The sequence below is a fragment of the Pseudomonas sp. GD04015 genome, assembly GCF_029837675.1.
GTDB lineage: Bacteria > Pseudomonadota > Gammaproteobacteria > Pseudomonadales > Pseudomonadaceae > Aquipseudomonas > Aquipseudomonas paralcaligenes.
Genome location: NZ_JAOEEE010000001.1, coordinates 167402 through 185368 on the forward strand (window position 1 = coordinate 167402; position 17967 = coordinate 185368).

General features: G+C 65.6%; 21 protein-coding genes. 20 read left to right on the top strand and 1 reads right to left on the bottom strand.

Annotation, left to right across the window (positions count from 1 at the left end; genetic code table 11):
• Positions 1-5 precede the first annotated feature (5 nt).
• From tgt to N7640_RS00860, 5 genes are all read left to right on the top strand, one after another.
• Positions 6-1124 carry a tRNA guanosine(34) transglycosylase Tgt gene (gene tgt, locus N7640_RS00840; protein ID WP_279903348.1) on the top strand — a complete coding sequence of 373 codons (1119 nt, stop codon included), beginning with the start codon at positions 6-8 and terminating at the stop codon, positions 1122-1124.
• A gap of 112 nt (positions 1125-1236) precedes the next feature.
• Positions 1237-1578 carry a preprotein translocase subunit YajC gene (gene yajC, locus N7640_RS00845; RefSeq protein ID WP_279903174.1) on the top strand — a complete coding sequence of 114 codons (342 nt, stop codon included), beginning with the start codon at positions 1237-1239 and terminating at the stop codon, positions 1576-1578.
• A 60-nt stretch (positions 1579-1638) separates the two neighbouring features.
• On the top strand, positions 1639-3507 hold the full coding sequence (gene secD / locus N7640_RS00850) for a protein translocase subunit SecD (RefSeq protein WP_220815512.1): 1869 nt from the start codon (positions 1639-1641) through the stop codon (positions 3505-3507).
• 9 nt (positions 3508-3516) lie between these two features.
• Positions 3517-4431 (top strand): protein translocase subunit SecF, encoded by a 915-nt coding sequence (secF, locus tag N7640_RS00855; protein WP_279903172.1) that lies wholly within the window; start codon positions 3517-3519, stop codon positions 4429-4431.
• 177 nt (positions 4432-4608) lie between these two features.
• Positions 4609-5148, top strand: coding sequence for a glycine zipper 2TM domain-containing protein (locus N7640_RS00860; protein ID WP_279903171.1), 540 nt, complete (start codon positions 4609-4611; stop codon positions 5146-5148).
• A 54-nt stretch (positions 5149-5202) separates the two neighbouring features.
• On the opposite strand, the gene suhB is transcribed toward N7640_RS00860, so the two are convergent.
• Positions 5203-6018: an inositol-phosphate phosphatase gene (gene suhB / locus N7640_RS00865; protein WP_220815509.1), complete on the bottom strand. Its 816-nt coding sequence runs from the start codon at positions 6016-6018 to the stop codon at positions 5203-5205.
• A gap of 149 nt (positions 6019-6167) precedes the next feature.
• On the opposite strand from suhB, the gene trmJ reads away from it, so the two are divergent.
• The 15 genes from trmJ to ispG all read left to right on the top strand — a co-directional run bounded on the left by trmJ (position 6168) and on the right by ispG (position 17967).
• Positions 6168-6947 carry a tRNA (cytosine(32)/uridine(32)-2'-O)-methyltransferase TrmJ gene (trmJ, locus tag N7640_RS00870; protein WP_220815508.1) on the top strand — a complete coding sequence of 260 codons (780 nt, stop codon included), beginning with the start codon at positions 6168-6170 and terminating at the stop codon, positions 6945-6947.
• Positions 6940-7719, top strand: coding sequence for a serine O-acetyltransferase (gene cysE, locus N7640_RS00875; protein WP_279903170.1), 780 nt, complete (start codon positions 6940-6942; stop codon positions 7717-7719). The genes trmJ and cysE overlap by 8 nt, the downstream gene beginning before the upstream one ends.
• A gap of 134 nt (positions 7720-7853) precedes the next feature.
• Positions 7854-8345 carry a Fe-S cluster assembly transcriptional regulator IscR gene (iscR, locus tag N7640_RS00880; protein ID WP_220815506.1) on the top strand — a complete coding sequence of 164 codons (492 nt, stop codon included), beginning with the start codon at positions 7854-7856 and terminating at the stop codon, positions 8343-8345.
• A gap of 32 nt (positions 8346-8377) precedes the next feature.
• Positions 8378-9592: an IscS subfamily cysteine desulfurase gene (locus N7640_RS00885; protein ID WP_279903169.1), complete on the top strand. Its 1215-nt coding sequence runs from the start codon at positions 8378-8380 to the stop codon at positions 9590-9592.
• Between the two features lie 47 nt (positions 9593-9639).
• Positions 9640-10026: a Fe-S cluster assembly scaffold IscU gene (iscU, locus tag N7640_RS00890; protein WP_220815504.1), complete on the top strand. Its 387-nt coding sequence runs from the start codon at positions 9640-9642 to the stop codon at positions 10024-10026.
• Positions 10027-10044: 18 nt separating this feature from the next.
• A complete protein-coding gene (gene iscA / locus N7640_RS00895; protein ID WP_220815503.1) occupies positions 10045-10368 on the top strand; it encodes an iron-sulfur cluster assembly protein IscA in 324 nt (107 codons plus the stop codon).
• 11 nt (positions 10369-10379) lie between these two features.
• On the top strand, positions 10380-10901 hold the full coding sequence (gene hscB / locus N7640_RS00900) for a co-chaperone HscB (RefSeq protein WP_279903168.1): 522 nt from the start codon (positions 10380-10382) through the stop codon (positions 10899-10901).
• Between the two features lie 41 nt (positions 10902-10942).
• Positions 10943-12811, top strand: a complete 1869-nt coding sequence (gene hscA, locus N7640_RS00905) for a Fe-S protein assembly chaperone HscA (protein WP_279903167.1) — start codon at positions 10943-10945, stop codon at positions 12809-12811.
• Entirely contained in the window at positions 12811-13152 is a 342-nt protein-coding gene (gene fdx, locus N7640_RS00910) for an ISC system 2Fe-2S type ferredoxin (RefSeq protein WP_220815500.1), read from the top strand. Before hscA ends, fdx begins: the two co-directional genes overlap by 1 nt.
• Before the next feature lie 15 nt (positions 13153-13167).
• Positions 13168-13368, top strand: a complete 201-nt coding sequence (gene iscX, locus N7640_RS00915; RefSeq protein WP_220815499.1) for a Fe-S cluster assembly protein IscX — start codon at positions 13168-13170, stop codon at positions 13366-13368.
• Between the two features lie 95 nt (positions 13369-13463).
• Positions 13464-13895, top strand: coding sequence for a nucleoside-diphosphate kinase (gene ndk / locus N7640_RS00920; RefSeq protein WP_043308688.1), 432 nt, complete (start codon positions 13464-13466; stop codon positions 13893-13895).
• A 24-nt stretch (positions 13896-13919) separates the two neighbouring features.
• Positions 13920-15065, top strand: a complete 1146-nt coding sequence (gene rlmN, locus N7640_RS00925; RefSeq protein ID WP_220815498.1) for a 23S rRNA (adenine(2503)-C(2))-methyltransferase RlmN — start codon at positions 13920-13922, stop codon at positions 15063-15065.
• A gap of 12 nt (positions 15066-15077) precedes the next feature.
• Positions 15078-15839 carry a type IV pilus biogenesis/stability protein PilW gene (gene pilW, locus N7640_RS00930; protein ID WP_220815497.1) on the top strand — a complete coding sequence of 254 codons (762 nt, stop codon included), beginning with the start codon at positions 15078-15080 and terminating at the stop codon, positions 15837-15839.
• Entirely contained in the window at positions 15839-16846 is a 1008-nt protein-coding gene (locus tag N7640_RS00935) for a helix-turn-helix domain-containing protein (RefSeq protein ID WP_279903166.1), read from the top strand. Before pilW ends, N7640_RS00935 begins: the two co-directional genes overlap by 1 nt.
• Positions 16847-16854: 8 nt before the next feature.
• Positions 16855-17967 (top strand): flavodoxin-dependent (E)-4-hydroxy-3-methylbut-2-enyl-diphosphate synthase, encoded by a 1113-nt coding sequence (gene ispG, locus N7640_RS00940; protein ID WP_279903165.1) that lies wholly within the window; start codon positions 16855-16857, stop codon positions 17965-17967.

The following is a 17967-nucleotide window of genomic DNA, read 5'->3' on the forward strand; positions in this document are numbered from 1 at the left end:
GCCACATGTCCTTCGAGCTGCTGGCCAGCGACGGCCGTGCCCGCCGCGGCCGCCTGACCTTCCCCCGCGGCGTGGTGGAGACGCCGGCCTTCATGCCGGTGGGCACCTACGGCACGGTCAAGGGCATGTTGCCGCGCGACATCGAGGCCATCGGCGCGCAGATCATCCTCGGCAACACCTTCCACCTGTGGCTGCGTCCTGGCACCGAGGTGATCAGGAAGCACGGCGACCTGCATGACTTCATGCAGTGGCAGGGGCCGATCCTCACCGACTCGGGCGGCTTCCAGGTGTTCAGCCTGGGCGCCATGCGCAAGATCAAGGAGGAGGGCGTGTACTTCGCCTCGCCGGTCGACGGCGCCAAGGTGTTCATGGGGCCCGAAGAGTCCATGCAGGTGCAGCGCGACCTGGGCTCGGACATCGTGATGATCTTCGATGAATGCACCCCGTACCCGGCCGACTTCGACACCGCCAAGCGCTCCATGGAACTCTCGCTGCGCTGGGCCAAGCGCTCGAAGAACGCCCACGAGGGCAATCCCTCGGCGCTGTTCGGTATCGTCCAGGGCGGCATGCACGAGGAACTGCGCCTGCGTTCCCTGGAAGGGCTGCTGGAGATCGGCTTCGACGGCCTGGCCATAGGCGGCCTCTCGGTGGGCGAGCCGAAGGAAGAGATGATCCGCGTGCTGGACTTCCTGCCGCCGCACCTGCCGGCCGACAAGCCGCGCTACCTGATGGGCGTGGGCAAGCCGGAAGACCTGGTCGAGGGCGTGCGCCGCGGCGTGGACATGTTCGACTGCGTGATGCCGACCCGCAACGCGCGCAACGGCCACCTGTTCATCGACACCGGAGTGATCAAGATCCGCAACGCCGTGCACAAGCACGACGACTCGCCGCTGGACCCGGCCTGCGACTGCTACACCTGCCGGCACTTCTCCCGCGCCTACCTCTACCACCTGGACAAATGCGGCGAAATGCTGGGAAGCATGCTCAATACCATCCACAACTTGCGCCATTACCAGCGCCTCATGGCTGGTTTGCGCGAGGCAATTCAACAGGGTACATTGGCCGCCTTTGTCGACGCCTTCTATGCCCGGCGCGGCCTGCCGACGCCGCCGCTGGAGCCCTGAGAGTGGCCGGGCGGTTGAAATTTACCGCTTCGCCTCCATCTATGCGCGATGGCCGACAACAGCCGGCCAACCAGACAACAACAGTTTCAAGACCTCGAAATAGGAGTTTTCCATGAGCTTTCTGATTCCCGCCGCCTATGCCGACGCCGCCGCGCCGGCCGCTGCCGCCGGCCCCGCCGGTACCGGCTTCGAGTGGGTGTTCCTGATTGGCTTCCTGGTCATCTTCTATCTGATGATCTGGCGTCCCCAGGCCAAGCGCGCCAAGGAGCACAAGAACCTGCTCGGCGGCCTGCAGAAGGGCGACGAGGTCGTGACCAGCGGCGGCATCGCCGGCAAGGTCACCAAGGTGACCGACGACTTCGTGGTGATCGAGGTTTCCGACAACGTCGAACTCAGGTTCCAGAAGCAGGCCATCGCGGCGACCCTGCCGAAGGGCACCCTGAAAGCCATCTAACGATTCATCTTCAGTCACGACGGGGCGCTTCAGGCGCCCCGTGTCATAACGGGCGGCGTCATGCTCAACAAATATCCTCTGTGGAAGTACCTGCTGATCCTGGCCGTACTGGCCGTCGGCTTAATCTATTCCGCGCCCAATCTGTACCCGGATGACCCGGCCATCCAGATCAGCGGCGCCAGCTCCGCGCTCGAGATCGGCCAGGCCGACCTCGACCGCGTCGGCAAGGCGCTCGAAGAAGCGGGCATCAAGGTCAAGGACGCGAGCCTGACCGGTCAGGGCAAGGGCGGCCTGATCCGCCTGTTCAAGCTCGGCGACCAGCTGCCGGCCAAGGAGCTGGTGCGCCGCTCCCTCGGTGACGATTACGTGGTGGCGCTGAACCTGGCCCCGACCACGCCCCAGTGGCTGCGCAGCCTCGGCGCCGGCCCGATGAAGCTGGGCCTCGACCTGTCCGGCGGCGTGCACTTCCTGCTGGAAGTGGACATGGACAAAGCCATGGACGCCCGCCTCAAGGTCTACGAGAGCGAGATCAAGAGCCTGCTGCGCAAGGAGCGCGTGCGCTACCGCAGCCTGCCGCAGCAGGACGGCGCCATCCAGCTGGGCTTCTCCGACAGCGAGTCGCTGGAGAAGGCCCGCGGCCTGATCACCAAGAACTTCAACGACTTCGACCTGACCACCGCCGAGCGCAACGGTCTGTCGGTGCTGCGCCTGCCGCTGAGCGAGGCCAAGCGCGCGGAAATCCGCGAATACTCGATCAAGCAGAACCTGACCACCGTGCGCAACCGGGTCAACGAGCTGGGCGTGGCCGAGCCGCTGGTCCAGCGCCAGGGCGCCAACCGCATCGTGGTCGAGCTGCCGGGCGTGCAGGACACCGCCGAAGCCAAGCGCATCCTCGGCAAGACCGCCAACCTGGAATTCCGCCTGCAGGCCGAGTCCGAGGCGCCGCGCGCCACCACCGAGCCCTTCGAGTTCCGCGAGTCCGGCCGCCCGGCCGTGCTGCTGGAGCGCAGTCTGATCATCACTGGTGACCAAGTCACCGACGCCCAGGCCAGCTACGACGAGAACGGCCGGCCCCAGGTCAACATCCGCCTGGACGGCCATGGCGGCGAGCTGATGAACCGCGCCACCCGCAACAACGTGGGCCGCAGCATGGCGGTGATCTTCATCGAGCAGAAGCCGGTGACCCAGTACGTCAAGCAGATGGTCGACGGCGTCGAGAAGGAAGTGGCCGTCTCCTCCTTCAAGGAAGAGAAGAAGATCATCAGCCTGGCCACCATCCAGTCGGCGCTGGGCAGCCAGTTCCGCATCACCGGCCTGGACGGCAAGGGTGAATCCTCCGAATTGGCCCTGCTGCTCCGCGCGGGCGGTCTGGCGGCGCCGATGTACTTCGCCGAGGAGCGCACCATCGGCCCGAGCCTGGGTGCCGAGAACATCGCCAAGGGCATTGACTCCACCTGGTGGGCGCTGGTCTTCGTGTCGATCTTCGTGATCCTGATCTACAAGTTCTTCGGGATCCTGGCCACCGTGGCGCTGGCCTTCAACCTGGTGTTGCTGGTCGGCCTGATGTCGGTGATCGGCGCGACGCTGACGCTGCCCGGCATCGCCGGTATCGTGCTGACGCTGGGCATGGCGGTGGACGCCAACGTGCTGATCTACTCGCGGATACGCGAGGAGCTGAACAACGGCATGGCGGTGCAGCGGGCCATCCACGAGGGCTTCGACCGCGCCTATTCGGCGATCATCGACAGTAACCTCACCACCCTGCTGGTCGGCGGCATCCTGTTCGCCCTCGGCACGGGCCCGGTGAAAGGCTTCGCGGTCACCATGTCGCTGGGCATCCTGACCTCGATGTTCACGGCGATCATGTTCACCCGCGGCATGGTCAACCTGATCTTCGGTGGCCGTAACATGAAGAAGCTGTGGATCTGAGGAATGGCCATGATCAAGAACACCATCCGTTTCATGGCGATCCGCAACATCGCGTTCGCCATCACCGTGCTGCTGACCCTCATCGGCTTCGGCGCCCTGTTCGCCAAGGGCCTGAACTTCGGTCTGGACTTCACCGGCGGCACCCTGATCGAGCTGCAGTACGAGAAGCCGGCCGATCTGGAACTCATCAAGCGCGAGCTGGGCGAGGCCGGATACACCGACGCGGTCGTACAGAGCTTCGGCGCCACCACCGACGTGCTGGTGCGCCTGGCCGGTGACGATCCGCAGCTGGGCCGGCAGGTCGCCGACGCGCTGCAGAAGATCGACCCGGACAGCCGGTTCGAGCTCAAGCGCGTCGAGTTCGTCGGCCCGCAGGTGGGCGAGGAACTGCGCGACCAGGGCGGTTTGGCCATGCTGCTGGCGCTGGCCGGCATCCTGCTGTACCTGGCCTTCCGCTTCCAGTGGAAGTTCGGCGTCGGCGCGGTCGCCTCGTTGTTCCACGACACCGTGCTGACCCTGGGCATCCTGGCCTTCTTCCAGATTCCCTTCGACCTGACGGTGCTGGCGGCGGTGCTGGCGATGATCGGCTACTCGCTGAACGACACGATCATCATCTACGACCGTATCCGCGAGAACTTCCGTGTTCTGCGCAAGGCCGACCTGATCGAGAACATCGACATCTCGGTCACCCAGACCCTGCTGCGGACCATCGCCACTTCGTTCTCCACCGCGCTGGCGCTCATCGCGCTGTTGGTGTTCGGCGGCGATACCCTGGCCAACTTCGCCCTGACCCTGCTGGTCGGCGTGGTGGTGGGTACCTACTCGTCGGTCTACATCGGCGCGACCGTGCTGGTCTGGCTGAAGCTGACCAGCGAGGACCTGATTCCTCCGACGGTCGCCGAAGAGGTGGACGAGCGTCCCTGAGTCGCTCAGGTCGCCCGACGAAGCCCGGCCCCGTGCCGGGCTTCGTGTTTTCGGGGTGTGCGCTTCGTCGCACCTCGGGCCGCTCGGCCAGCGCAACGGGAACTCACCCCAAATGGCTCAATCCAAGGCTGGGAGTAGGGCGTGAACGCCCGGCAACCGAAGTCTCTGGAGGACCCCATGAACAAGTCGATGATCGTAGGTGCAGTGCTGGGCGCGGTGGGTGTGACCGCTGGCGGCGCGATAGCGGCCTATAGCCTGGTGGGCGGCCCCCAGTACGCCGAGGTGCTGGCCGTGCAGCCGGTCAATGAAACCATCAAGACGCCGCGCGAGGTCTGCAAGGACGTGGCCGTGACCCGCCAGCGCCCGGTGCAGGATCAGCACCAGATCGCTGGCACCGCCATCGGCGCCGTGGTCGGCGGCCTGCTGGGCAACCAGGTCGGCGGCGGCAACGGCAAGAAGATCGCCACCGTCGCCGGCGCCGTGGGTGGTGGCTACGCCGGCAACAAGGTGCAGGAAGGCATGCAGCAGCGCGACACCTACACCACCACCGAGACCCGCTGCAGCACCGTGACCGATACCAGTGAGAAACTGGTCGGCTACGACGTGAAGTACCAGCTCAACGGCAAGGTCGGCCAGGTACGCATGGATCGCGACCCGGGCAGCCAGATCCCGGTCAACAAGGAAGGCCAGCTGGTGCTGTCGCAAGTCGCCCAGTAACGGCGACCGGAAACGAAAAAGCCGCCCGAGGGCGGCTTTTTCATGGGCGCTCGATCAGCGTTTCATCGACGGCGCCAGGTGCGGCTGGATGGCGGTCAGCACCGCCTTGAAGCACTTGGTGTTGCCGGCGACCACCTGGCCCTTCTCGAGGAAGTCGTGACCGCCGCTGAAGTCGCTGACCAGGCCGCCCGCTTCCTGGATCAGCAGGGCGCCGGCGGCCATGTCCCACTCGGACAGGCCGAACTCCCAGAAGGCGTCGTAGCGGCCGGCGGCGACGTAGGCCAGGTCCAGGCTGGCGGCGCCGGCGCGGCGGATGCCGGCGGTCTGGCCGACCAGGCTGCGGAACATGCCCAGATAGTTGTCCAGGTTGTCGACCTGCTCGGCGCGGAACGGGAAGCCGGTGCCCAGCAGGGCGCCGTCCAGGCTCTTGCGGTTGCTGACGCGGATGCGCCGGCCGTTGACGGCGGCGCCACGGCCGCGGCTGGCGGTGAATTCTTCCTGGCGCACCGGGTCCAGCACCACGGCGTGCTCCAGGCGGCCGCGGTACTTGCAGGCGATGCTGACGGCGAAGTGCGGCACGCCGCGCAGGAAGTTGGTGGTGCCGTCCAGCGGGTCGATGATCCACTGGTAGTCGGCGCCGTCGCCGCTGCCGGCGATGCTGCCGCTTTCCTCGCCGAGGAAGCCGTGGGTCGGATAGGCCTTCTGCAGGGCCTGGATGATGGTCTGCTCGGCGGCGCGGTCGACTTCGCTGACGTAGTCGTTGGCATCCTTCTCGTTGACGGCGATGACGTCCAGGCGTTCGACGGAGCGGATGATCAGTTCGCCGGCACTGCGCGCAGCGCGCAGCGCGATATTCAGCATGGGCTGCATGGAAGGTTCACCTGGATCGTTAAAGAGTAAAGCCGGCCATTCTAGCAGACTGGCTTTTTCTGTGCAGCCGGCTCGTCGTTGTGCATGACATCGGGCTGGGGGCTTCTGTAACATTCATGGCCCTTTCGCATCCTCGGGCGGAGCTGGCGTTGCTGCAGAACATTCGCGTGGTGCTGGTCAATACCAGCCATCCCGGCAATATCGGTGGTGCCGCACGGGCCATGAAGAACATGGGCCTGTCGCGTCTCGTGCTGGTCGATCCGCAAGACTTTCCCAGTAGCGAGGCGGTGGCGCGCGCCTCCGGCGCTACCGACATCCTCGACAGTGCCGTGGTCGTAAAGACGCTGGAGGAGGCTTTGGTCGGCTGCAGCGTGGCCCTCGGAACCAGTGCTCGTGACCGGCGCATTCCCTGGCCGCTGCTGGACCCGCGCGAGTGTGCGACCACCTCGCTGCAACACGTCGAGCAGGGCGGCGAGGTGGCGCTGGTGTTCGGTCGTGAATACGCCGGCCTGACCAACGACGAGCTGCAGCGCTGTCAGTTCCATGTGCATATCCCGTCGGACCCCGAGTTCAGCTCGCTGAACCTGGCGGCGGCGGTGCAGGTGCTGACCTACGAGGTGCGCATGGCCTGGCTGGCCGCGCAAGGCCAGCCGACCAAGATGAACAAGCTGGAAACCACGGCGATGCTCAATACCCAGCCGGTGACCACGGATGAGCTGGAGCTGTTCTACGGCCACCTGGAGAGTACGCTGGTGGAGATCGGCTTCCTCGATCCCGCCAATCCGCGCCACCTGATGTCGCGCCTGCGGCGCCTGTACGGGCGCAGTGGCATCAGCAAGTTGGAAATGAATATCCTGCGCGGCATCCTCACGGAAACCGGGAAGGCGGTGCGTGGCGAGCCTCACAAGCGGAGTAGAGACGATGTTTGAGCGTGTGCGCGAAGATATCCAGAGCGTTTTCCATCGGGATCCGGCGGCGCGCAATGCCTTCGAAGTGGTGACCTGCTACCCGGGGCTGCACGCCGTCTGGCTGCACCGTGTCGCCCATGCCCTGTGGACGAGCGGTTGGAAGTGGCTGGCGCGGGTGGTTTCCAATTTCGGTCGCTGGCTGACCGGCATCGAGATCCATCCGGGGGCGAGGATCGGTCGGCGCTTCTTCATCGACCACGGCATGGGCATCGTCATCGGCGAGACCGCCGAGATTGGCAACGACGTCACCCTCTATCAGGGCGTGACCCTGGGTGGTACCAGCTGGAACAAGGGCAAGCGTCACCCGACCCTCGAGGACGGCGTGGTGGTCGGCGCCGGCGCCAAAGTGCTGGGTCCGTTCACCGTGGGCGCCGGCGCCAAGGTCGGCTCCAACGCCGTGGTGACCAAAGAGGTGCCGCCCGGCGCCACCGTGGTCGGCATCCCGGGGCGGATCATCGTCAAGAGCGACGACGAGCAGGAGGCCAAACGCCAGGCCATGGCCGAGAAGCTCGGCTTCGATGCCTACGGCGTGGGGCCAGACATGCCCGACCCGGTGGCGCGCGCCATCGGCCAGTTGCTGGACCATCTGCATGCCGTCGATGGCCGGCTCGAAGGCATGTGCTCCGCGCTGAAGGAACTGGGCAGCGACTACTGCGCCAAGGACCTGCCGGCGCTGCGCGACGAGGACTTCGCCGACGTCTGCAAGGAGCAGGGCGACAAGCCTGCTGCCTGACGACAGATAGTCTGCTATCATTCGCGCCCCGCACGGCCTCTATACCTGACTATTTTAATTGGTCTTATAGTTGACCTAAATAGTCGGAAAAGAGGATAATCGCGGCAACTCAGTTCACCCGTGGTGCGAAAACCATGCGTCTGACCACCAAAGGCCGTTACGCCGTCACAGCCATGCTCGATCTGGCGCTGCATGCCCAGAACGGGCCGGTTTCGCTCGCGGATATCTCCGAGCGGCAGGGCATTTCCCTGTCCTATCTGGAGCAGCTGTTCGCCAAGCTGCGCCGTGGCAACCTGGTCAGCAGCGTGCGCGGTCCGGGTGGCGGCTACCAGCTGTCGCGGGACATGCGGGTGATCCAGGTGGCCCAGGTGATCGACGCGGTGAACGAATCGGTCGACGCCACCCGTTGCCAGGGCATGGGCGACTGCCACTCGGGCGATACCTGCCTGACCCACCATCTGTGGTGCGACCTCAGTCAGCAGATTCACGAATTCCTCAGCGGCATCAGCCTGGCTGATCTGGTGACCCGGCGCGAAGTGCAGGAAGTCGCCCAGCGCCAGGACCAGCGCCGCTGTAACGGCAGGATGCCGCAGCTGGATAAGATCGAAGCGTCCGCCGTCGAGTGAGCAGGGCGCCTGCCTGAAATAGGAGATACCTGATGAGATTGCCGATTTACCTCGACTACTCCGCCACCACCCCGGTCGATCCGCGCGTGGCGCAGAAGATGAGCGAGTGCCTGCTGGTGGATGGCAACTTTGGCAACCCGGCATCGCGCTCCCACGTGTTCGGCTGGAAAGCCGAGGAAGCGGTGGAGAACGCCCGCCGCCAGGTCGCCGAGCTGGTCAACGCCGACCCGCGCGAGATCGTCTGGACCTCCGGCGCCACCGAATCCGACAACCTGGCCATCAAGGGTGTCGCGCACTTCTACGGCACCAAGGGCAAGCACATCATCACCTCGAAGATCGAGCACAAGGCGGTGCTGGACACCACCCGCCAGCTGGAGCGCGAAGGCTTCGAGGTGACCTACATCGAGCCGGGCGAAGACGGCCTGGTGACCCCGGCCATGGTCGAGGCGGCATTGCGCGACGACACCATCCTTGTGTCGATCATGCACGTCAACAACGAGATCGGCACCATCAACGACATCGCCGCCATCGGCGAGCTGACCCGCTCCCGCGGCATCCTGTTCCACGTCGACGCGGCCCAGTCCACCGGCAAGGTGGCGATCGACCTGGACAAGATGAAGGTCGACCTGATGTCGTTCTCCGCGCACAAGACCTACGGTCCCAAGGGCATCGGCGCCCTCTACGTACGGCGCAAGCCGCGCGTGCGCCTGGAAGCCCTGATCCACGGTGGCGGCCACGAGCGCGGCATGCGTTCCGGCACCCTGGCGACCCACCAGATCGTCGGCATGGGCGAGGCCTTCCGCATCGCCAAGGAAGAAATGGTGCAGGAGAACGAGCGCATCCTGGCCCTGCGCGACCGCTTCTACCGGCAGGTCGAGGGCATGGAGGAGCTGTACGTCAACGGCAGCCTCACCCAGCGCGTGCCGCACAACCTGAACCTCAGCTTCAACTACGTCGAGGGCGAGTCGCTGATCATGGCGCTCAAGGACCTGGCGGTCTCTTCCGGTTCCGCCTGTACTTCCGCCTCGCTGGAGCCTTCCTACGTGCTGCGCGCCCTGGGGCGCAACGACGAGCTGGCGCACAGTTCGATCCGCTTCACCTTCGGCCGCTTCACCACCGAGGAAGAAATCGACTACGCCGCCAGCAAGGTGGCCGATGCGGTGAACAAGCTGCGTGAGCTGTCGCCGCTGTGGGACATGTTCAAAGAAGGTGTCGACATATCCAAGGTCGAATGGCAGGCACACTGATTTCGAGTCGCCTGTAGAGCGGCACCTGATGAGAGAGGATTGGCAGCATGGCATACAGTGAAAAGGTCATCGACCATTACGAAAACCCCCGCAACGTCGGCAAGATGGATGCCGAGGACCCGAATGTCGGTACCGGCATGGTCGGCGCTCCGGCGTGCGGCGACGTGATGCGTCTGCAGATCAAGGTCAACGAGCAGGGCGTGATCGAAGACGCCAAGTTCAAGACCTACGGCTGCGGCTCGGCCATCGCCTCCAGCTCCCTCGCCACCGAGTGGATGAAGGGCAAGACGCTGGACGAGGCCGAAACCATCAAGAACACCCAGCTGGCCGAGGAACTGGCCCTGCCGCCGGTGAAGATCCACTGCTCCGTGCTCGCCGAGGACGCCATCAAGGCCGCCGTACGCGACTACAAGCAGAAGAAAGGTCTGCTCTGACACCACCGAGGATCCGCTATGGCCATCACCATGACTGAAGCCGCCGCTCGCCATGTGCAACGCTCGCTCGAAGGGCGCGGCAAGGGCGAGGGCATCCGCCTTGGCGTGCGCACCACCGGCTGCTCGGGCCTGGCCTATGTGCTGGAGTTCGTCGACGAAGTGGCGGGCGAGGATCAGGTGTTCGAGAACTTCGGCGTCAAGGTGATTATCGACCCGAAGAGCCTGGCCTACCTCGATGGCACCGAACTGGACTTCGTCCGCGAAGGCCTCAACGAGGGCTTCAAGTTCAACAACCCCAACGTGCGCGGCGAGTGCGGCTGCGGCGAGAGCTTCAACGTCTAAGGCGGGTTGTTGTGGGCAGTCCCTGTCATTTCGCCCTGTTCGAGCTGCAGCCCGCGTTCCGGCTGGATCAGGCGCAGCTGTCGGCGCGCTATCGCGAGCTGGCCAAGGCCGTGCATCCGGATCGCTTCGCCGATGCCGGCGAGCGTGAGCAGCGCCTGGCGCTGGAACAGTCGGCGCGCCTCAACGAGGCCTATCAGGCCCTGAAGAGCGCGCCGCGGCGTGCGCTTTACCTATTGGCGCTGGGCGGCCGCGAGCTGCCCTTGGAAGTGACGGTGCAGGACCCCGAGTTCCTGCTCCAGCAGATGCGCTGGCGCGAGGAACTGGAAGACCTGCAGGACAGTGCCGACCTGGCCGGCGTGGCGGCGTTCAAGAAGCGCCTCAAGGCGGCCCAGGATGAGCTGGACGAAGGTTTTTCCGCCTGCTGGGACGATGCGTCGCGACGCGAAGAGGCCGAGCGCCTGGTGCGTCGCATGCAGTTCCTCGACAAGCTGGCCCACGAAGTGCGCGATCTGGAAGAGCGCCTCGACGACTAACCCGGCGCAGCCCGCGCTGCGCGCCTGATACCTAGAGCACCATGGCCCTACTGCAGATCGCCGAGCCCGGACAGAGCCCGCAACCCCACCAGCGCCGTCTGGCGGTGGGTATCGACCTGGGTACCACCAATTCGCTGGTCGCCGCCGTCCGCAGCGGCCTGTCCGCGCCGCTGGCCGATGCCGAGGGGCGGGTGATCCTGCCGTCCGCGGTGCGCTACCACGCCGATCACGTCGAGGTGGGCGCTTCCGCCAAGGCTTCGGCCGCGCTGGACCCATTGAACACCGTGCTGTCGGTCAAGCGCCTGATGGGGCGTGGTGTCGAGGACATCAGGCAGCTCGGCGACCAGTTGCCCTATCGCTTCGCCGAGGGTGAGTCGCACATGCCGTTCATCGAGACGGTGCAGGGTGCCAAGAGCCCGGTGGAAGTATCGGCGGAAATTCTCCGCTCCCTGCGCGAGCGCGCCGAGTCGACCCTGGGCGGCGAACTGGTCGGCGCGGTGATCACGGTGCCGGCCTATTTCGACGACGCCCAGCGCCAGGCCACCAAGGATGCCGCGCGCCTGGCCAATCTCAATGTGCTGCGCCTGCTCAACGAGCCGACCGCCGCCGCCGTGGCCTACGGCCTGGACAAGGGCGCGGAGGGTGTGGTCGCGATCTATGACCTGGGCGGCGGCACCTTCGATATTTCCGTGCTGCGCCTGACCCGGGGCGTGTTCGAGGTGCTGGCGACCGGCGGCGACAGTGCCCTGGGTGGCGACGACTTCGACCATGCCATCGCCGGCTGGATCATCGAGCGGGCCGGCCTCTCCCATGACCTCGACCCGGCGGCCCAGCGCCGCCTTCTGCAAGCCGCCTGTGCGGCCAAGGAAGCGCTGACCGAGGCCGGCAGTGTGTCGGTGGTCCACGATGGCTGGTCCGGTGAGCTGAGCCGGACGCAGTTCGAGGCGCTGATCGAGCCGATGGTCGCCCGCAGCCTGAAGGCCTGCCGTCGCGCCGTGCGCGATGCTGGCATCGAGGTCGAGGAGGTCGAGTCGGTGGTCATGGTCGGCGGCTCCACCCGTGTGCCGCGCGTGCGCGAGGCGGTGGGCGAGCTGTTCGGGCGCCCTCCGCTGACCGATATCGACCCGGATCAGGTGGTGGCCATCGGCGCCGCGATCCAGGCCGACACCCTGGCCGGCAACCAGCGCGGCAACGGCGAGGAGCTGTTGCTGCTCGACGTGATCCCGCTGTCCCTGGGGCTGGAAACCATGGGTGGGCTGATGGAGAAGGTCATTCCGCGCAATACCACCATTCCCGTGGCGCGGGCCCAGGACTTCACCACCTACAAGGATGGCCAGACGGCGATGGCCATCCAGGTGCTGCAGGGTGAGCGCGAGCTGGTCAAGGACTGCCGCTCCCTGGCGCGCTTCGAGCTGCGCGGCATTCCGCCGATGGTCGCCGGCGCGGCGAAGATCCGCGTGACCTTCCAGGTCGATGCCGACGGCCTGCTCAGCGTCGCCGCCCGCGAACTGGGCTCCGGCGTCGAGGCGAGCATCCAGGTCAAGCCGTCCTATGGCCTGACCGATGGCGAGATCGCCCGCATGTTGCAGGACTCCTTCCATAATGCCGGTGGCGACAAGGATGCACGTGCCCTGCGTGAGCAGCAGGTCGATGGCGAGCGTCTGCTCGAGGCCGTGCAGTCGGCGCTGGATGTCGATGGCGAGCGGCTGCTCGGCGACGACGAGCGGATTGCCATCCTGGCGAGCATGGACGAGCTGCGCGAATTGCTGGCGACCACTGACGTGGCGGCCATCGAGCGGCAGACCAAGCGCCTGTCGCAGATTACCGACGCCTTCGCCGCGCGGCGGATGGACTCGACGGTGAAAGCCGCTCTGGCGGGGCGCACTCTGAATGAAATCGAGGATAACTGATGCCACAGGTCATTTTTCTGCCGCACGAGAAGTTCTGCCCTGATGGCATGGTCGTGGAGGCCGAGCCCGGCACGTCGATTCTCGAACTGGCCCATGCGCACCACATCGAGATGGAAAGCGCCTGTGGCGGTGTCTGCGCCTGTACCACGTGCCACTGCATCATCCGCGAGGGTTTCGACTCGCTGGAAGAGGCCGACGAGCTGGAGGAGGATTTCCTCGATCGGGCCTGGGGCCTGGAGGCACAATCGCGCCTGGCGTGCCAGGCGGTCGTCGGGACCGAGGACCTGACCGTCGAAATCCCGAAATACTCGCTCAATCATGCCGCCGAAGCGCCGCACTGATTCTAAGGAACCGTCATGAGTCTGAAATGGGCTGACGTGCTGGACATCGCCATCGAACTGGCCGAAAGCAAGCCGGATGTCGATCCGCGCTACATCAACTTCGTCGATCTGCACCGCTGGGTGCTGGCCCTGCCGGACTTCGCCGACGACCCGCAGCGTGGCGGCGAGAAGGTGCTGGAGGCCATTCAGGCGGCCTGGATCGAAGAACTCGACTGAGTCGTGCCCCTCAAGGGCACGGCCCTACGCATTTCCCCCTAACCCGCGTATAATTCGCGGGTTTAATTTTTCGCTTTAACTCTCTGGAGCTTCACATGGCTGTTCAACGTACTTTCTCCATCATCAAGCCGGATGCCGTCGCCAAGAACGTCATCGGTGAAATCACCACCCGTTTCGAGAAGGCCGGCCTGCGCGTCGTCGCTTCCAAGATGGTCCAGCTGTCCGAGCGCGAAGCCGCTGGTTTCTACGCCGAGCACAGCGAGCGCGGCTTCTTCAAGGATCTGGTTGCCTTCATGACTTCCGGTCCGGTCATCGTCCAGGTGCTGGAAGGTGAAGACGCCGTTCTGAAGAACCGTGAGCTGATGGGCGCCACCAACCCGAAAGAAGCCGCCGCCGGCACCATCCGCGCCGACTTCGCCGTTTCCATCGACGAGAACGCCGTACACGGCTCCGACTCCGAGGCTTCCGCCGCTCGCGAGATCGCGTACTTCTTCTCCGCCACCGAGGTGTGCGCTCGCATTCGCTAAGCGCGAACCGGCGAGGGTGAATCCATGACTGATGCTGCCAAGACCAACCTGCTGGGGCTGACCCAGGCGGAAATGGAAAGCTTCTTCGAGAGCATCGGGGAAAAGCGCTTCCGTGCCGGTCAGGTCATGAAATGGATTCACCACTTTGGCGTCGAGGACTTCGATGCCATGAGCAATCTCGGCAAGGCCCTGCGCGAAAAGCTCAGTGCCTGCGCCGAGATTCGCGGTCCCGAGATCGTCAGCCAGGACATCTCCGCCGACGGCACCCGCAAGTGGGTGGTCCGCGTGGCCTCCGGCAGTTGCGTCGAGACCGTGTACATCCCGCAAGGCGGCCGTGGCACCCTCTGTGTGTCGTCCCAGGCCGGCTGTGCGCTGGATTGCAGCTTCTGCTCCACCGGCAAGCAGGGCTTCAACAGCGACCTGACTGCCGCGGAAATCATCGGCCAGGTGTGGATTGCCAACAAATCCTTCGGCACCGTGCCGGCCAAGATCGACCGTGCCATCACCAACGTGGTGATGATGGGCATGGGCGAGCCCCTGCTGAATTTCGACAATGTCGTGCCGGCCATGCAGATCATGATGGACGACCTCGGCTACGGCATTTCCAAGCGCAAGGTGACCCTGTCCACCTCCGGCGTGGTGCCCATGATCGACAAGCTGGCGACCGTCACCGACGTGTCCCTGGCCCTGTCGCTGCACGCACCGAACGACGAGCTGCGCAACCAGTTGGTGCCGCTCAACAAGAAGTATCCGTTGGACGTATTACTGGCGGCCTGCCGCCGCTACATCGAGGGTCTGGGCGAGAAGCGCTTCCTGACCATCGAGTACACCCTGCTCAAGGACGTCAACGACCAGCCGGAACATGCTGCGCAGATGATCGCACTTCTCAAGGATTTTCCTTGCAAGATCAATCTGATTCCGTTTAATCCCTTCCCCTTCTCCGGTTACGAACGGCCGAGCAACAACGCCATCCGCCGTTTCCAGGATCTGTTGCACAAGGCCGGTTTCAACGTCACCGTCCGTACCACCCGTGGCGACGATATCGACGCCGCCTGCGGGCAACTGGTCGGCCAGGTGCAGGACCGTACCCGTCGCAGCGAGCGTTACATCGCCGTACGCCAGCTGGGTAACGAGGCCGCAGAGCCTCGCAACGCCGCCAACCGAAATTGAAGGGGGAATTTCATGACCTTGCGCGCCGCGCTTTATCTGTCTCTTGTCTGCCTGCTGGCCGGGTGCGTCCGCACCGGCGGCCCGGTCGATCCGATGAGCACGCGAGATGGTAGGGATGCCGCGCGCGACGCCTATATCCAGCTGGGCATCGGCCATCTGCAGAACGGCTCCACCGAGCTGGCCAAGGAGCCGTTGCGCCAGGCGCTGGCGCTGGACTCCTCCAGCGCCGAGGCCTACGCCACCCTGGCGGTGGTCTACCAGTACGAGATGGAGCCCAAGCTCGCCGACGAGAACTACCGCAAGGCCATCGCGCTGAAGAAGGGCGATGCCCGCCTGCTGAACAACTACGGCGGTTTCCTGTTCGAGCAGAAGCGTTACAAGGAAGCCTATGAGCAGTACCTCAAGGCCTCCGAGGACACCCTCTATGGCGAGCGCTCCCGGGTGTTCGAGAACCTCGGCCTGACCGCCCAGCAACTGGGCAAGCGCGAGGAAGCCAAGCACTACTTCGAGCGCGCCCTGCGGATGAACAGCCAGCGCTCGGTCTCTCTGCTGCAGATGGGCCTGCTGTCCTTCGAGGACAAGGACTACGTGGCCGCCCGCAGTTACTACGCCAGCTACAGCCAGCAGGCCCGGCAGACCCCGCAGAGCCTGTTGCTGGGCACCCGCCTGGCCCGGGTGTTCGAGGACCGCGACCAGGCGGCCAGCCTGGGGCTGCAGTTGAAGCGTCTCTATCCGGGTACCCCGGAGTATCAGCAATATCTGTCGGAGCAGTGATGAAGCCTTCGCATCCTGAAGTTGTTGCCGCGCCCCGGGTCAACCCCGGGGAGACGCTGCGCAAGGTGCGCGAAAGCCGGGACCTGGCGCTGGACGACGTGGCGGTGCAGCTCAACCTGACCGCGCAGGCCTTGCGCCATCTGGAAGAGGGCGCCTTCGAGCGGTTGCCGGGGCATACCTTCGCCCGGGGTTACGTGCGCGCCTACGCCAAGCTGATGGGGCTCGACCCCAATCGCCTGGTGAACGACTTCGACCAGTACACCGGTACCGACGCCAGTGGCGCCAGCGTGGCCAGCCTGGTGCGCATCGAGGAGCCAGCGCGCCTTTCCCAGAGCCTGGTGAAATTCTTCAGCGTGGTGGTGCTGCTGGCGCTGGGCGCGGCGGGCTTCCTCTGGTGGCAGAGCGAGACCGAGCGTCTCGGCAACGATTCGGCCAAGACCAGCAGCCTGGAGCACGTCGAGGTCGAGGCCGCCGATGGCACCACCGAGCTTCATCCGCTGGGCGAGCCGGAAGACCAGGCCGTCGCCGATGCCCAGGTGGAGCCGTCTCCAGACGAGGTGACGCCGCCGGCCGAGTCCGCCGCCGAGGCCGAAGCGCCTACGGTCGCGGGTGCCGACGCCGCTGTCCCGACACCGCCCGCCGGCGCCCAGGCTCCGGCGGTGGTTCCGACTGTCCCGCCCGCCGCCTCACCCCAGACGCCGCCGTCCACGGCCGCCGCCGAGACTCCGGCCCCGGCAGCCAGCGCCCCCGTGACGCCCGCCGCCGGCGAGGCGCTGGTCAACCTGCAATTCACCGCGGACTGCTGGACCCAGCTCACCGATGCCAACGGCAAGGTGCTGCTCAGCGCCCTCAAGCGCCGCGGCGACAGCGTGGAACTGGCCGGCAAGGCGCCGCTGGAGCTGCGCCTGGGCTACGCCCGCGGTGTGGTGGTGCTGGTCAATGGCCAGGCCGTCGACGTTGCCCCCTTCATTCACGGTGAAACCGCCCGCCTCAAACTGGGGCAGTGAGCCAGAACATGCATTGCGAATCCCCCATCAAGCGTCGCCTGTCCCGCAAGATCTGGGTCGGCTCGGTACCGGTCGGCGGCGATGCGCCGATCGCGGTGCAGAGCATGACCAACACCGAGACCTGCGACGTCGAGGCCACTGTCGGCCAGATCCAGCGCCTCGAAGCCGCCGGCGCCGACATCGTGCGCGTCTCCGTGCCCTCCATGGAGGCGGCCGAGGCCTTCGGCAGGATCAAGCAGCAGGTCAACCTGCCGCTGGTCGCCGACATCCACTTCGACTACCAGATCGCCCTGCGTGTGGCCGAGCTGGGCGTCGACTGCCTGCGCATCAACCCGGGCAACATCGGCCGTGAAGATCGCGTGAAAGCCGTGGTCGAGGCTGCCCGCGACAAGGGTATCCCGATCCGCATCGGGGTCAACGCCGGCTCCCTGGAAAAGGACCTGCAGAAGAAGTACGGCGAGCCGACGCCGGAAGCGCTGGTGGAGTCCGCACTGCGCCACGTCGAGCATCTGGACCGCCTGAACTTCCCCGACTTCAAGGTCAGCGTGAAGGCCTCCGATGTGTTCATGGCCGTCGAGGCGTACCGCCTGCTGGCCAGGCAGATCGAGCAGCCGCTGCACCTGGGCATCACCGAGGCTGGCGGTCTGCGCTCCGGCACCGTGAAGTCCGCGGTTGGCCTGGGCATGCTGCTGGCCGACGGCATCGGCGACACCATCCGCATCTCCCTCGCCGCCGACCCGGTGGAGGAGATCAAGGTCGGTTTCGACATCCTCAAGTCCCTGCGCCTGCGCTCGCGCGGCATCAACTTCATCGCCTGCCCGAGCTGCTCGCGGCAGAACTTCGACGTGGTTAAGACCATGAACGAGCTGGAGGCGCGGGTCGAGGACCTGCTGGTGCCGATGGACGTGGCCGTGATCGGCTGCGTGGTCAACGGCCCGGGCGAGGCCAAGGAAGCGCACATCGGCCTCACCGGCGGTACGCCGAACAACCTGGTCTACATCGACGGCGCCCCGGCCTCGAAACTGACCAACGACAATCTGGTGGACGAGCTGGAGAAGCTCATCCGTCGCAAGGCGGCCGAGAAGGCCGAGGCCGACGCGGCCGTCATCGCCCGCGGCTGA

What these genes read in the sequence shown, in the direction of transcription:
- tgt (WP_279903348.1), top strand. Translation starts at nt 6, where the DNA reads ATGTCCTTCGAGCTGCTGGCCAGCGACGGCCGTGCCCGCCGCGGCCGC.
- yajC (WP_279903174.1), top strand. Translation starts at nt 1,237, where the DNA reads ATGAGCTTTCTGATTCCCGCCGCCTATGCCGACGCCGCCGCGCCGGCC.
- secD (WP_220815512.1), top strand. Translation starts at nt 1,639, where the DNA reads ATGCTCAACAAATATCCTCTGTGGAAGTACCTGCTGATCCTGGCCGTA.
- secF (WP_279903172.1), top strand. Translation starts at nt 3,517, where the DNA reads ATGATCAAGAACACCATCCGTTTCATGGCGATCCGCAACATCGCGTTC.
- N7640_RS00860 (WP_279903171.1), top strand. Translation starts at nt 4,609, where the DNA reads ATGAACAAGTCGATGATCGTAGGTGCAGTGCTGGGCGCGGTGGGTGTG.
- suhB (WP_220815509.1), bottom strand. Translation starts at nt 6,018, where the DNA reads ATGCAGCCCATGCTGAATATCGCGCTGCGCGCTGCGCGCAGTGCCGGC.
- cysE (WP_279903170.1), top strand. Translation starts at nt 6,940, where the DNA reads ATGTTTGAGCGTGTGCGCGAAGATATCCAGAGCGTTTTCCATCGGGAT.
- iscR (WP_220815506.1), top strand. Translation starts at nt 7,854, where the DNA reads ATGCGTCTGACCACCAAAGGCCGTTACGCCGTCACAGCCATGCTCGAT.
- N7640_RS00885 (WP_279903169.1), top strand. Translation starts at nt 8,378, where the DNA reads ATGAGATTGCCGATTTACCTCGACTACTCCGCCACCACCCCGGTCGAT.
- iscU (WP_220815504.1), top strand. Translation starts at nt 9,640, where the DNA reads ATGGCATACAGTGAAAAGGTCATCGACCATTACGAAAACCCCCGCAAC.
- iscA (WP_220815503.1), top strand. Translation starts at nt 10,045, where the DNA reads ATGGCCATCACCATGACTGAAGCCGCCGCTCGCCATGTGCAACGCTCG.
- hscA (WP_279903167.1), top strand. Translation starts at nt 10,943, where the DNA reads ATGGCCCTACTGCAGATCGCCGAGCCCGGACAGAGCCCGCAACCCCAC.
- fdx (WP_220815500.1), top strand. Translation starts at nt 12,811, where the DNA reads ATGCCACAGGTCATTTTTCTGCCGCACGAGAAGTTCTGCCCTGATGGC.
- iscX (WP_220815499.1), top strand. Translation starts at nt 13,168, where the DNA reads ATGAGTCTGAAATGGGCTGACGTGCTGGACATCGCCATCGAACTGGCC.
- ndk (WP_043308688.1), top strand. Translation starts at nt 13,464, where the DNA reads ATGGCTGTTCAACGTACTTTCTCCATCATCAAGCCGGATGCCGTCGCC.
- rlmN (WP_220815498.1), top strand. Translation starts at nt 13,920, where the DNA reads ATGACTGATGCTGCCAAGACCAACCTGCTGGGGCTGACCCAGGCGGAA.
- pilW (WP_220815497.1), top strand. Translation starts at nt 15,078, where the DNA reads ATGACCTTGCGCGCCGCGCTTTATCTGTCTCTTGTCTGCCTGCTGGCC.
- N7640_RS00935 (WP_279903166.1), top strand. Translation starts at nt 15,839, where the DNA reads ATGAAGCCTTCGCATCCTGAAGTTGTTGCCGCGCCCCGGGTCAACCCC.
- ispG (WP_279903165.1), top strand. Translation starts at nt 16,855, where the DNA reads ATGCATTGCGAATCCCCCATCAAGCGTCGCCTGTCCCGCAAGATCTGG.